This is a genomic window from Paenibacillus sp. TSA_86.1 (assembly GCF_052691815.1).
Window position 1 is genome coordinate 67,690 of the sequence record NZ_JBQZGE010000019.1, and the last position, 13,789, is coordinate 81,478.

Sequence of the window (13,789 nt, forward strand, 5' to 3'; positions counted from 1 at the left end):
TGGCAGCGCTGTTTGTTGTATTTCAACCTTAACTATTCAATCCCTGCTCAGGCCAAATATTTTTGAAGAACAATGACCGCATTATGTCCGCCGAACCCGAAAGAATTGGACATGCCAATCTGCAAGTTGGCATCTCTTGCTATATTGGCGACGTAATCCAGATCACATTCAGGATCGCGCTGCTCCTGATTGATTGTTGGCGGAATAATACCATGCCGCAGTGTTTGAATAAGAGATATTGCTTCTGCTCCCCCTGCAGCACCAAGCATATGACCTGTCATGGATTTGTTCGCAGTAATCGGAACACGATAGGCTGCTTCGCCAAAAAGCTGTTTGATCGCTCTCGTTTCAGAAAGATCACCTGCCTCTGTGCTGGTGGCATGAGCATTGATCACATCGATATTTTCTGGTTCCAGTTGCGCATCTCGCAGCGCTGCCTTCATAGCCAGATAAGCACCCCGACCTTCGGGGTGAGTGGCTACCATATGATATGCATCGGAAGTAGCCCCATATCCGACAACCTCGGCGAGGATATTCGCTCCTCTTGCCTGTGCATGAGACAGGGCTTCCACAATCAGGATACCTGCTCCCTCAGCCATAACAAACCCGTCTCTACCTGCATCAAATGGTCGGCTTGCCGCTGTACAAGTTTCATTCCTGGTCGATAACGCTGTTGCATTGCCGAAACTGGCTAGTGATATCTCGGTGACAGCCGCTTCGGTTCCTCCAGCAAAAATAACATCTGCTCCTCCGTGACGAATCAGCCGGTACGCTTCACCAATGGCTGTGTTGCCTATAGAACAAGCCGTTACCGGAGAGAGCGTTGGCCCCCAGCAGCCAAATCTCATACTAACGGTGGCCGCCGCCATATTGGATATCATCATGGGTACAAGGGTTGGACTAACTCGCGATGCCCCACGTTCCGATAAAACGCTACTCTGATCCATTAAGGTTTGAATGCCTCCAATGCCCGAGCCAATATATACACCGATCCGCTCCCGGTCTAGCGACTCCAGCACAAGCCCGGAATCCGCTAACGCCTGATCTGCTGCCGCAACAGCAAATTGTACAAACCGATCCATACGCCTGGCTTCTTTACGTCCAAATCTTGCTTCACCATCAAAATCACGAATCAGTCCGCCCATTCTCGTTTTATACAATGCGCTGTCCAGATGTTCAATTGGTGAAACGCCCGACCTACCTTCTTTCAAAGCGTTCCAGAATGTATCTACATTATTGCCGAGTGGAGAGATCACACCCATTCCTGTAATCACAACACGTTCCATACTCATACCGGTGTGTCCTCCCTGTAACGTTCCTCATTTGGTTTCCTGTTGCCTATGCATTCATAGTGCCATTTTTGTATATCCTATTACAAGTTGGCGTTTATCATAGTATAATGACTACCATGATAAACAGATTGAAGGTGAAGCATTGAGTGAAACAATTCGATTACAAGCCCTGTCTGCTTTTTTGAAAACACAGCGTTCCAGGCTCTCTCCCGAAATGGTTGGTTTACCTGCTGGTGGGCGGCGAAGAACACCTGGTCTGAGAAGAGAAGAAGTGGCACAATTGGCCGGTGTGAGCACAACCTGGTACACCTGGCTGGAACAAGGGCGCAGGATCCAGGTATCACACTCGGTCTTAGATAATGTCGCTTCAGCACTCCGACTCACTGCAGATGAACGTAAATACTTGTTTTCACTGGCGATGGAGCATTATTCAGATCTGCCCGTACCGGAACTAGACACGCTTCAGCTTCACCCTTCACTACAGAAGATTTTGCAGGAACTGCGATATTGTCCTACTATCATTTCCGATCGGCGTTGTTACATTGTGGGTTGGAATGAGGCTGCCGCACAGGTCTTTATGAACTTTGAACAGATTCCCTTAGAGCAGCGTAATATGATCAGTCTGGTGTTTGATCGAAAAGAGTTGCGCAGGCTTGCGGTGAACTGGGAGGACTTCGTCAGCGGATTTTTATCCATTTTTCGTGGCTATTATGGTCGTTATGTCGACGATGAATGGTATAATTTATTTTTGGATGACATGATGAATCGCCACCCTGATTTTCAAACATTGTGGAAGCAAAGCAGCGTAAGCAGTGCTCCTGATGTATGGATCGAATTCAGACATTCCAAAGCAGGCAAAATGTTATTTGACCTTACCTCATTACAGGTTCAAGGCAATTCCGATTTGCGATGCAGCATTTATACACCCGCACCAGAAACCGCGACGGAGCGTAAACTCATGCAACTGCTTGAACGAAGCAATGAATCCTGAACTGCTAGCCGAACAAACAGCACCCATCAACTAACCTATCTATATAACGTGGATTCAGAAAGGAACACCATGACTAAAGTGCTTATTATCGAGGACGACAACATGCTGGGTGACACTTTATCCCTGTATTTACAAGGTGAAGGATACGAAGTCTTTCGTGTGGATACCATCGGGGGTGCACTTTTGCAGCTTGAAACCAAGCCAAATATCATTTTAATAGACCTGATGTTACCTGATTCGGGAGAAAAAAATCCATGCGCGCTCATGCGAGAACATACCTCACTACCCATGATTGTTATTTCTTCGTTAACTGAAGTATCCGAACGTATTCGTTCATTAACGGACGGTGCAGATGACTTTGTCTGCAAACCTTTCAGCATGCAGGAACTGAAAGCACGTATGGAGGCCGTTCTGCGCAGATATGCTTTATTAGAGGCCTTTTCCGTGACTGAGACGGACACAGGGTTAACCCTTGATCTGGCACGCCGAACGATCCTGCTGAATAATCGCAGAGTCGAAACAACGTTTTCCGAATTTGAAATCATGAAGCTGTTCGTACTGAATCCTGGCAAAGTGTTCAGTCGTTACGCCCTGATCGAAGCCATCCGCGGAATAGATGCCTATATTAACGATCGCACAATCGATGTGCATATTACGAAACTGCGCAAGAAGATTGAAGATAACCCAAAGACCCCCCAATATATTCAAACCATCTGGGGAGTCGGATATAAATTTACACCTTGAGCTTCGGAGGACTAATATGCTAGCAACATTTACCACGGGAATGATTCCGTAATGTGATCAATTTCTTGCTGCACCTTCTGCAGGACGGAGGTCCGTTCCACTTCGGAAAACGGAACGGACAAAAGAGATTCCAGATGCAGAACAGCCTGCAGCAGATCACCGGCATGCAGATGGGCTGCAACGCCTCGGAGAGAATGAGTGCTCCGTATAACATCATTCATCTGCTGCTGCTCAAGACAAATCAGTATTCTTTGCTCAAACCCGCTGTATTCCAGAGAAAACTTATTAAGAGCATATTGCAGAATGTGTAGTTTATCATCCATCTGCTTCAGCGCCTTGTCTGTATCAATTCCTCTGATTTCATGCATGCCTCTCAGATCAATCCAAGCTGCCAATACGTGTTTGAGTTGTGATTCATCGATTGGTTTCGTCAGAACAGCATTCATACCTGCCTCCAAATAGTCTATGTGGTCTCTCTTCGCACTGTTTGCCGTAAGAGCAATAACGGGCAAATGGTCGTAACGTCTCATCTGGCGAATGTGTTTAACCGCCTCCAGTCCGTCCATTTCAGGCATGTACAAGTCCATCAATATCAGTTTCCACGGTTGTACATGAAGCTGTTCCAGTACCTCTTTTCCATCCTTCACTACGGTTACTTCAAATCCCAGCTGCTGAAGCAGCGCCCGAATCGCAATCTGATTAATCTCGTGATCCTCTGCCACCAAAATAGATCCCTGATTCAACCGGTCTGAGGTTTCAACCTTGTATTGCACATTGTTCAAATTCTGCACTCCTTCATCCTGCAGTGCCAGTAAGGCTTCAAACAACCCCACACGCGTTATAGGCTTAAATAAGACCGCGTTCGGGTCACTGAAGTGCCGCTTGCTTGCATGAGCATTCTCGCTAACCGTACGAGTGTACCCTAACACCTGAATCCGGGTAGGCTGCATCCTGTTGATCATACGATTCCAGTCCGGATCATCGTGTACATGTTCTGTATCCATATCCAGCATGATCAGGAGAGAAGACACCTCATCCCCATCGTTATCATATTTGTAGTTGTGCAGCACTTCTTGAAAAGAATTATAAATTACTGGACTGAGCCCGAATGAGCGCAGCATCTGCTCCAAATTCTCTGCAACTCTTCTCTCTCTTTCTACAATCATCACATTATTCACAGCATATAACAAAGGATAGGTTGGAAGGAATGAACGTTCCTCTATTTCCGTCAAATCATATACCAGTTCAAATGTAAACATACTGTATTCACCAAGTACACTTTCCACTTGCATACTACCGCCTAAAGAGGTGATTAGAAGATAACAAATGACTAACCCCAAGCCAGATCCTCCATACTTCCGATAGGTCGATGGTTCGGCCTGACTGAACGGCACAAATAAACGCCCCATCTGTTCAGGAGAGATGCCAATCCCGGTATCCTCCACCTCAAAACGGACTTCAACACGTTGATCCTCAAGTGTAAGTACTTCTGCGTGAAATATGACATAGCCTTCGTCCGTAAATTTAATGGCGTTGTTAAGCAGATTAATCAGAATCTGTTCCAGACGGAACGGATCACCGATTACCGTTAAAGGCAGCTCCGAATCGGTATGAAAAATGATCTTAATGTCCTTGTTTCCGATGGTAGTGCTGATCTGATCGGCCACTCGCTTAAATACATCCTCTAGAGAAAAGGGAACATTCTCGACATTAAACATACCTGCTTCTATTTTTGAAAAATCTAAAATATCATTGACCAGCGTTAATAAGGATTGTGAGGATACGGTGATCTTGCTTATATAATCCTGCTGCTGAGGAGTAAGAGGTGTTCGTTGCAGCAAAGAGCTGAAACTGGTAATGCTGTTCAGTGGCGTCCGCAATTCATGGCTCATCAAGGCCAGGAACTCACTCTTCGCCTGACTGGCTTTATCCGCCTTCACCCGTCTGTACCGGTCTGTGACATCTTGAAAGACAGCTTTAATCTGCTCACTGGATCCGGAGGATTTGAGCGGATACAGATAAACTCGAACATGCAATTCATCACTTTCTCCGATCCGGAAGATCAACTCTGTGTCATGAGTGGTTCTGGTTGACATCACCTCTTGTAAAACCGTAACCCAACACTCTGATTTTTCCATCACGAGCAAGTCCACAAGTGCACGACCAATAACCTGCTGCCTGTCTGCCTGAAGAACATCCAGAAACTTCTGGTTAATCGAAACGATGTTGCCCTTGCTGTCCAACCCTGCCACCCAATTGGCGGATACTCGCTCCAGCACCCGGTAGCGCTCCTCACTTTCCTGAACCCTTCGTCTGACAGCCCGGTGCTCCGTAATATCAAGTCCATACCCAATGACATACTTCACCACTCCGTCGTCCAAGATAGGCTCCAACTTGACGAGCGCATAATTCCCCTTGTGCTCTATCTCAAAAAAAAAGTATTCACCTCTCAAGGCTCTGTTGAATTGTGTCTTCAAAAACTGTATTTTATCTGGAGGCAAAGCACTAATATGTCCCAACTGGAAGCTCTGCTCCAGACTTCGCATGTCCATACCCAGATGAGACAACATTTCTCCCTCCAGCAAAAGGAATTCAAATTTTCCGTTCACTTTGCGGAGTTTAAACGTAAACCCCGGCTGTCTGCGCAGCATCTCCAGCATCTCCTGCTCTTTTTGAACCACCAGATGTCTGTACTGATGATTCTGATTCAGGAAATAGATGAACAATATAACCAGCAACATACACAGAATTTGAGATATCAAGGTAATTCCATGGCTGAGGAGTGTTGATGGATACGTCATAAACATCGTGAACTGGTAAACAAAAAGAAACAGCAGCGAACAGGATAACCACCGGTTTACAAATCTGCGAATATACCTGAAATTCAGGGATGTAGCCAGAACAAAAATAAGTTCATACAAAGCATAATCCAGGTTTTCGATGGACGGCCAAAATCCCGCATTGATTCTGAAAACCCACAGACCTGCAAAGGTGATGAACGCCGTTCCTCCTCCACCATAATAAGCAGCAAGAAGATAAGCGATGGATCTAAAGTTCAACATCGTGCCGTCATCCAATATAATCGAGAAGTAGTACAACGCTGTACCTAACATGCTCATAGCTATTCCAATAATCAAGCGAGAGGTAAACGATGGCTTCTGTCGATTACTCGATTGATTCAGGTAATGATGAACCAGGAAGACCATGATTAATATCAAAGTAAAATTCAAAACGAGATCGCGTAGCAAAGTTCACCATCCAAGTTGCGACTTTAACATTGTCTAACATACGAAAAAACAGGCCAGATCGGCGGATTGCATTTCTACAATAATCAAATCATATTACGCGAAACTCTCTTATTCAATCGTGGATATTGACGCGTTACCTTGTAATACGCCTAGCTTTCTTATAACATTTACCCAGCGCTATCTATTCCAGAAACCCACAAAAAGAAGAACAAAAGTAAAAAGGAGCCTTTCGGCTCCCTAGTATTTAAACTGTTGAATAAGACGTTTCAAATTTTCCGCCATACTCGACAAGCTTCTTGCAGAAGCCGAAATCTCCTCCATCGAAGCGAGTTGTTCTTCTGACGAGGCTGCAACCTCTTGAGAAGTTGACGCATTAGCCGAAGCAATGCCTGCAAGTTCACTCGATACAGCTCCAACCTCTTGCACACCTGCTGTAATCTGCTGTGAAGTCGCGGCGATTTCTTCAATCTGAGGTGTAGTCTCCCGCATACTTTCCAGAATACGTTCGAACTTCTGAATAGCTTCAGTGGAAACCTCCATGCCTTGTTCGACTTCCGATGCCACTTTTTTCATCATATCAACCGATTCCAATGTATCCTTCTGTACGGCAAATGTCAGATCAGTGATATCTTGAGCAGACTGCTGGGATTGCTCTGCAAGCTTGCGAACTTCTCCAGCTACAACGGCAAATCCATTCCCGTGTGCACCTGCGCGCGCCGCTTCAATGGACGCGTTAAGAGCGAGTAAATTCGTTTGTTTCGCCATATTTCCCATCAATTCAGTAATCGCTGATATTTGCCCGGATCGTTCATCCAACGTCTGAATGATACGGCTCATCTGTATCACCGTCTCTTGAATCGACTTCATCTGATCTACGGTCTGCTTAACTGTGTTGCCGCCTTCCTCTGCCTGTAGTGTTGTCTGTTTGGCTAAATCAGCCACATGAATCGATCTCTCCGCAATGTTGCTCACACCCGTTGTAATTTCGCGCATAGCCTCAAGGTTATGATCAATCCCATGCATTTGTTTCTCGGCTCCCAGCGTAATTTCCTGAATCGCTCTGGCAACCTGTTCACTCGCAGCGCTGGTGACTTCTGCACTCTCTGTCATCTCTTCTGACGATGAAACAACCTGTCCCGCGCTTTGCTCTACATTCTGGATCAGCATGCGCAGATTCGTCTGCATTTTGCCAAAAGCGTCACTGAGTTCACCAAGCTCATCAGAACTTTTGCTCACAATGGTCTGTGTCAGGTCTCCTTCGCTTACTTGGATCGCTTGATTTTTCAATTCTCTGATGGGTCTGATGATGGAACGCATGACTAGCCAGATGATGACAGCTCCAATACCCAGACAAGATAACAACACAATGATCATACGATGCAGAATCGGCGCTGTCCCCTCATTCACCTCGGAGTAGAACATCGTACCTGCAATTTTCCAATCGGTTGATTTATTCGTCACATAATACATGATTTTCGGAGCTTCGTTATAGACATAGTCAAATGTACCGGATTCATGTTCAAATACCTGTGTCCAAAAGGACTCTTTTGCCTCCGCCCCTGCCGGGCTATTCGGGTGATAAATATACTTTTTGCTACTATCAAGCAAGACCAGATATCCCTGTTCACCCACCTTGATCTTACTTACAATACTGCTGATATCATTTAAGTCCAGGTCAAGACTGACTACACCGGAACGGTCTTTCAATGCCTTTGCAATCGAAACCGTGACGGTTTCGGTTTCTGCTGAGATATAAGGGTCGGTTACAATGACTTGATCTGGTTGCTTCATCGCGTCTGTATACCAGGGTCTGGTTCGAGGATCATAATCTTGCGGGAGAACTGTATCCGAAGAAGTTAAATATTTACCGTTTTCATCACCTACACTGACCAAGATTACATCCGGGTTCTGCCCGATGAATCCTTTTATTTCTTCCAGCATTCCGGCTTCTGAATTTTTCATGGTGACTGCATTAAAAGCATTCGCATAATATTCGACTTGTTTTCGTTTCACATTGACCACTAAATCAATCGTACTGTTAGCTAAATCCACATTTTCCTGTGCACTATGTAGAATTTGCTTCTTTACTTCATCCTTGGCATTGTTATAAGACAATACACCTATTGTGATGGAAGGGGCCGCCAAAAAGATAATAAAAGACACAACCAGTTTAATCTTAAAATCGGTTAATATCTTTCCTAACCACCCTGATTTCTTGTTGTTCAACGACAATTCACTCTACCTCTTCCATATTAAATTGAATTTTAAATAAACATACAAAAAAAATATTAATTAAATTAAATAAATTTAACGCCAGGCATATTAAGTTTCTAAATAGTTGTTAACAGAAGTCAAACAAAAAAGACCCGAGCACTTTGGCTCGGATCTCCAGAAAGCTATAATTTAGAATGCAGGGATAGCAATATCTGCATAGTTTTTTTCGAAAAAGGCTTTTACTTCAGGGCCAGCCATACGTTTAGCCAGCTTCTGAATGGCTTCGGAATCTTTGTTGTCCTCACGGGCTACCATGGTAATTGCAAAATGAGAATCGTCCTTCTCCGTCAGCAATGCATCCTTCTTGGGTGTCAGACCCAGCGGACTGGCATAGGCCGGAGTCATCGCAACCAAATCTGCATCATCCATCATGCGGGCAAGCATTAACAGATCCACTTCCTTGAACTTGAAGTTCTTTTTATTCTCAGTGATATCCGCTTGCGTGGCGTTAAAGCCTACACCTTCTTTGAGTTTGATCAGGCCATTTTGCTCCATCATCACGAGGGAGCGCCCGATGTTGGAAGGATCATTGGCAATCGCAACCGTTGCACCTTCCGGCAATTCATCGATGGATTTGTAGGTTTTGGAATATCCGCCATAGATCGCGTTGTAGATAGGCTGCACAGGAACCAGATTGGCATTGTTCGCCTCGTTATACTGTTTCATATACGGTACGTGTTGGAAGAAGTTGGCGTCCACTTCTTTGTTCGCCAATGCCGTATTAGGCTGTACGTTATCCGATAGCACCACAATCTCCAGATTTACGCCATCCTCTTTAAGAAGCGGTTTAACAATATCCAACACATCCGTCATTGGCGGAATCAATGTGGCTACTTTCAGTGTGACTTCCTGTCCAGCTTGTGATTCTTGCTTCGCACCTTCCGTAGCCGGTGTTGCTTCTTTCTTCCCGCAGGCGGATACAACCAGCATAACCGCGAGCAGCATGAGCATCAATTTTGCTTTCATTGAATGTTTACCCCTTCTCTGTACAATCTGTAATCATTTTTGGCAGTTCATTACTGCAGTTGTCTCTCTTGTGCCTCTGATTCCGGTTTTGCGCCCACTCTCTTGTACCCTGCTAATGTCTTCAGGATCTGCGATCCAACCAGCGAGACAGCCCGCTACCCGTGAATTGAATCAGTTGCACCAGCACAATCATGATGATAATGGTAAATATCATAATTTCCGTTTCGAAGCGTTGATAACCGTAGCGAATGGCAAAATCACCAACACCGCCGCCGCCGACAATCCCCATGACCGTGGAATAGGAAACAAAACTGATCGTAGCTGTAGTAAGTCCGAGCACAAGACTGGATCGTGCTTCCACATACAGGAATTTAACGACAAGTTGCACCGTTGAAGCTCCCATAGAAGAGGCCGCCTCAATTACACCTTTGGGCACATCAAGCAGAGCCTGCTCGACCAGCCGGGCATAATAAGCGATAGCAATGACCGACAGAGGCACCGTGGCAGCGAGCGTACCGATCGAAGTACCTACGACCAACCGAGTGAATGGGATCATGAATACGACCAGCAAAAGGAATGGAAAAGAGCGAATGATATTCACGAGACTGCCCAACACCGTAAACAAAGCTCGATTCTGGTATCGTTGCCCTCTCCGGAACAGGTACAATAGTGTACCGAGAGGCAATCCAACCAGCACTGCTGCTGCAATGGAGATCCCCACCATCACAAACGTTTCCCCGATGGCTTGCCAGATTTCGTGCTGGTATTTAAGCACGGACTCAGGTAACATCATCGCTTGCCTCCCGTTCCACCGGACGCTGGACTGTCGTTCCCGTTTCCATTCCGGTTCCACCGAAGGTGTCGTCTGCAAGCAGTGAAGTGAGTATATCCGGCTGTGGAGCTGGAATACTGCGAACTTCCGATTCAGTTAGGGTTCGCACGATCTGCCCCTCCTTCATTACCGTAATACGGTGACATAATCGACGAGCCACTTCCATCTCATGGGTAACAACAACAATGGTTACACCCATTGTCTCGTTGACATGGCGTAACACATCCAATATTCCACCTGTCGTCTGCGGATCAAGTGAAGATGTCGGTTCGTCGCAGAGCAATACAGCCGGATGACTGGCAAGCGCCCTGGCAATGGCAACCCGCTGCTTCTGTCCTCCGCTTAGCTGAGCCGGATACTGGTTCGCCTTGTCCTCAAGTCCTACGAATCGCAGCACTTCTAATCCTCGCTCTCGCTGCTGTGAACGTGATTTTCCCGCCAGTTCCAAAGGCATACTCACATTACTCAACACCGTGCGATTGCTGACCAGATTAAAATGCTGGAAGATCATGCCGATGGACCGGCGTGCCTGACGTAAATCTCGCTCGTTCATTCCGGTTAGATGCTGACCATTGACGGTAACTTCTCCGTCATCAGGATGTTCCAAACCGTTGAGCATTCGCAGCAATGTCGACTTTCCTGCCCCGCTGGAACCAATAATGCCATGAATCTCACCTTTACCTATTTCAAGCGAGACGGATCGCAAGGCCTCGAATCCCTGATCAGCACGGGAACCGCGCTCGTTGAATCGCTTGCTCACACCATATAATGAAATCATGGAGATTCCTCCCGTGAATGATCATGTATGGTTCCCTCAAGTATCTTTCAAGAACACATGAAGAAAGCCCGCACAGCCGATAACCGGAGCGCGAGCAATCCTGTTCATTTATAATAAAACAACATGGCGGCTCAGACAAGCTTTTAAAAAGAGATATCTCCTTCCAGCTGATCAACTGGAAAGACACGGAAACGTCCGTTAGCTGATCCGACGTACACTTCATTGTCGATCCGGTTGATCATGCCATTCTTCGCATCCCGATCCCGATGCTCTGGCGTACCCATGACCACATCATGCACACGCCCTAGCAGAGTACCGTCCTTTTTATCCATCACAAGGAAGTCCTCATTCCGTGGAAGCAGCAGACGTTCTCCGATAATGAGGTAACTGCCCTGATTAGTCGAATGTTGGTTTGCTCCAACAGATTCCTTGGCATCCCACTTTGTCACCCCGGTACGGTAATCCACGGCGGCAGGATATCCGTTCATAATGACGTACAGCTGATCTTCATCCGCAAGTCCCCGCTCAATCTTGGCGTTAACCGTCCAACGACTCGCCCCGGTAGCAGGATCAAATAAGGAGGTTGCATAATCTCCGTAATCACCGTAAGCATCTCCTTTTTTATTTTCACGAATCAGCACCGTACCTTCATTCAGCACTTCTAACTGCTGACCCGAACGGGCAGGGAATTGGGAGAGCTTTTTACCTGACGTCATATCAAGCAGCACCCACTGGTCGTTAAGTAGCATCCAGCGTTCAAGTGGCAGCGAGCCAAACGGATCTATACGATGGATGCCATCAAAATAAGGATTGTTCTCGATATGATCGATCACGGATGGTTTTGCTTCTACCTGCCAAACCGTCCGCCCCGTTAAGGGGTCTGCTGCAATAAGCTGGTTTTTCTCCTGATACAGAACATAAGGCTCGTCAGCACTTCGATTAAGCAATTGATACCCTGTCGTTAACTTCTTGCTCCACAACCCTTTACCGTTTGAACTATTCAGCACATGAATCCATCCATTACTGGAGCCTTCAGCCGCCGGGGTGTCTACGATCACTACGTTTTGGGCAGCCTTGATGCCGTTCAACCGTACATGTCCCTCGGGTGTATATTCCCATAGAAGCTTTCCATCTTTCAGGTTGATATGACGTACTCGATCCAGATATTGCTTACGATCCGTGTCATAACTTGTGAATAGTGTTACCGCATCACGTTTAGTATTTAAAATGGCTTGAGCAGGTCCATATCCGTTATGCACTCTCCAGAGCATTTTCCCTGTATGTCGATCCAGTGCGTAGAAGGAATCATCATAATGCATACCGCTGAACCCGCCATCATCTCCCTTCATCAGGAGTACATCTTCTGTGCCTGCTTGTAAAAAGGTGTAGTCCAACTCTCCCTGGTTCACCCATTCCGGTTTCCATGGTAGCGTTTGCGGAATAGACTTACCCGGAGCAACTTGCGTAGTATAAACAAACCTGTCTAATCGATTGTAACTTCCGCCAGCAGCTTGATTATTCTGTTGACCCGCTGGCATATTCCAGCGAATCTCGGTTAGCTTGTTACTTTTATCAAACGTTAACAACAACTGTGCATCGTTCCGCTCATATCTCCACGTCTGTCCGATCCTCATCGGATCGCCGGGTTCATTCAGATTTCTGGAGTGTTCCTTCCAATCCGGCTCCCCTAACCACTTAACGGCCTGCTTGGTGCTTGTCGTCTGATCCAGCTTTGTATCTACCAGTTGGCGGAGCAGAGAGGTTGGCAACGATGATTCACTTACAAACCATCTATCCGGAACGGAAGTTTGACTCTCAATATCTTTTTTCTTGACCCAGAGTAATACATGGTGATAGCCCGTCGATTCCTCACTCCAGATGCGAGGTGCGATGGACACACCATACCAATCCTTCCACTCTGACACGATGAGTGCCTGTTCGGATAGAGACTCACTGGAGGACCATGCGACAGTACTATCTGGGGTAAGATACAGCTTGCCACCGGTTTTGACAGTGATCGTGCGGAGATCAGTCTCCTTCATAAGGTTACTCTGTTTGAGTGCATACCAGCCAGGAAGCCAGTAGCTGTCATGCTCCTTGGTCTTGACCTGCACCCACTCCCCCTGAATCGCGGCCAGAGTATACTTTTCCGATGGTATCGTAAGATGTGTGATCTTCATTTGATCCGCAGCGATGCGGCTATCCTTCCTTACACTGAAAAGCGGTAAGCCGGCTTTCAGCGTGACTCGCTCTCCCTTTTTGTAGGGGATATTGACGGAAGCCCGTTGCGAGGAGAGCGGTGTCAGAGGCTGAGATAACATGGATATGGTTGAATCTGCATTTGGAAGTTGAAACTTAAATTTCTGTTCCAGCATCTGTTGCTTTGAAGTCTGAGCTTGTCCGCCAAATGCATCTGCTTGTTGCTCTCCCGTCACACACCCTGTTAGCAACAGCACGGTTATTCCTGTCAAGGTAACGCAGCGAGTATAACCCCCTATGTTTCGTTCAGGCCCCTTTTTCACACGCATTCATCCCCCAATAGAAGTTATTTCCATATAAGACGCTCTGACTCTCAAAAAGTTACCTGTTTCTCCAAAATGATTTTGGAAAATGCCTCCTTGTCGTCATCCCCCAATCTAGTTCCCATAAAAAAACGGGAAGAGA

Annotated in this window: 9 protein-coding genes; 2 read left to right on the forward strand and 7 right to left on the reverse strand. The window is 46.4% G+C overall.

The features are described from left to right. Positions 1–47: 47 nt before the first annotated feature. A complete protein-coding gene (gene fabF, locus ACUTVW_RS24450) occupies positions 48–1,286 on the reverse strand; it encodes a beta-ketoacyl-ACP synthase II (protein ID WP_445648185.1) in 1,239 nt (412 codons plus the stop codon). Between the two features lie 148 nt (positions 1,287–1,434). Here fabF and ACUTVW_RS24455 point away from each other — a divergent pair, with 148 nt between their 5' ends. Beyond that, positions 1,435–2,283, forward strand: coding sequence for a helix-turn-helix transcriptional regulator (locus ACUTVW_RS24455; protein ID WP_445648163.1), 849 nt, complete (start codon positions 1,435–1,437; stop codon positions 2,281–2,283). Positions 2,284–2,352: 69 nt separating this feature from the next. Further along, positions 2,353–3,027 carry a response regulator transcription factor gene (locus ACUTVW_RS24460; protein ID WP_445648164.1) on the forward strand — a complete coding sequence of 225 codons (675 nt, stop codon included), beginning with the start codon at positions 2,353–2,355 and terminating at the stop codon, positions 3,025–3,027. A gap of 29 nt (positions 3,028–3,056) precedes the next feature. Here the strand turns inward: ACUTVW_RS24460 and ACUTVW_RS24465 are convergent, their stop codons facing one another. The 6 genes from ACUTVW_RS24465 to ACUTVW_RS24490 all read right to left on the reverse strand — a co-directional run bounded on the left by ACUTVW_RS24465 (position 3,057) and on the right by ACUTVW_RS24490 (position 13,653). Next, entirely contained in the window at positions 3,057–6,257 is a 3,201-nt protein-coding gene (locus ACUTVW_RS24465; protein WP_445648165.1) for a response regulator, read from the reverse strand. Positions 6,258–6,512: 255 nt separating this feature from the next. Next, the gene (locus ACUTVW_RS24470) at positions 6,513–8,507 is read right to left on the reverse strand and encodes a methyl-accepting chemotaxis protein (RefSeq protein WP_445648166.1); all 1,995 of its coding nucleotides are present in this window, start codon (positions 8,505–8,507) and stop codon (positions 6,513–6,515) included. A gap of 171 nt (positions 8,508–8,678) precedes the next feature. Beyond that, on the reverse strand, positions 8,679–9,515 hold the full coding sequence (locus tag ACUTVW_RS24475) for a MetQ/NlpA family ABC transporter substrate-binding protein (RefSeq protein ID WP_445648167.1): 837 nt from the start codon (positions 9,513–9,515) through the stop codon (positions 8,679–8,681). 121 nt (positions 9,516–9,636) lie between these two features. Further along, positions 9,637–10,308, reverse strand: coding sequence for a methionine ABC transporter permease (locus ACUTVW_RS24480; protein ID WP_445648168.1), 672 nt, complete (start codon positions 10,306–10,308; stop codon positions 9,637–9,639). Further along, positions 10,295–11,125 carry a methionine ABC transporter ATP-binding protein gene (locus ACUTVW_RS24485; protein WP_445648169.1) on the reverse strand — a complete coding sequence of 277 codons (831 nt, stop codon included), beginning with the start codon at positions 11,123–11,125 and terminating at the stop codon, positions 10,295–10,297. The genes ACUTVW_RS24480 and ACUTVW_RS24485 overlap by 14 nt, the downstream gene beginning before the upstream one ends. A 143-nt stretch (positions 11,126–11,268) precedes the next feature. Continuing rightward, a complete protein-coding gene (locus tag ACUTVW_RS24490) occupies positions 11,269–13,653 on the reverse strand; it encodes an outer membrane protein assembly factor BamB family protein (RefSeq protein WP_445648170.1) in 2,385 nt (794 codons plus the stop codon). Positions 13,654–13,789 lie beyond the last annotated feature (136 nt).

Excerpts from the sequence above, each read along its gene's own strand:
- fabF (WP_445648185.1), bottom strand. The coding sequence starts at position 1,286 with ATGGAACGTGTTGTGATTACAGGAATGGGTGTGATCTCTCCACTCGGC.
- ACUTVW_RS24460 (WP_445648164.1), top strand. The coding sequence starts at position 2,353 with ATGACTAAAGTGCTTATTATCGAGGACGACAACATGCTGGGTGACACT.
- ACUTVW_RS24475 (WP_445648167.1), bottom strand. The coding sequence starts at position 9,515 with ATGAAAGCAAAATTGATGCTCATGCTGCTCGCGGTTATGCTGGTTGTA.
- ACUTVW_RS24480 (WP_445648168.1), bottom strand. The coding sequence starts at position 10,308 with ATGATGTTACCTGAGTCCGTGCTTAAATACCAGCACGAAATCTGGCAA.
- ACUTVW_RS24485 (WP_445648169.1), bottom strand. The coding sequence starts at position 11,125 with ATGATTTCATTATATGGTGTGAGCAAGCGATTCAACGAGCGCGGTTCC.
- ACUTVW_RS24490 (WP_445648170.1), bottom strand. The coding sequence starts at position 13,653 with ATGCGTGTGAAAAAGGGGCCTGAACGAAACATAGGGGGTTATACTCGC.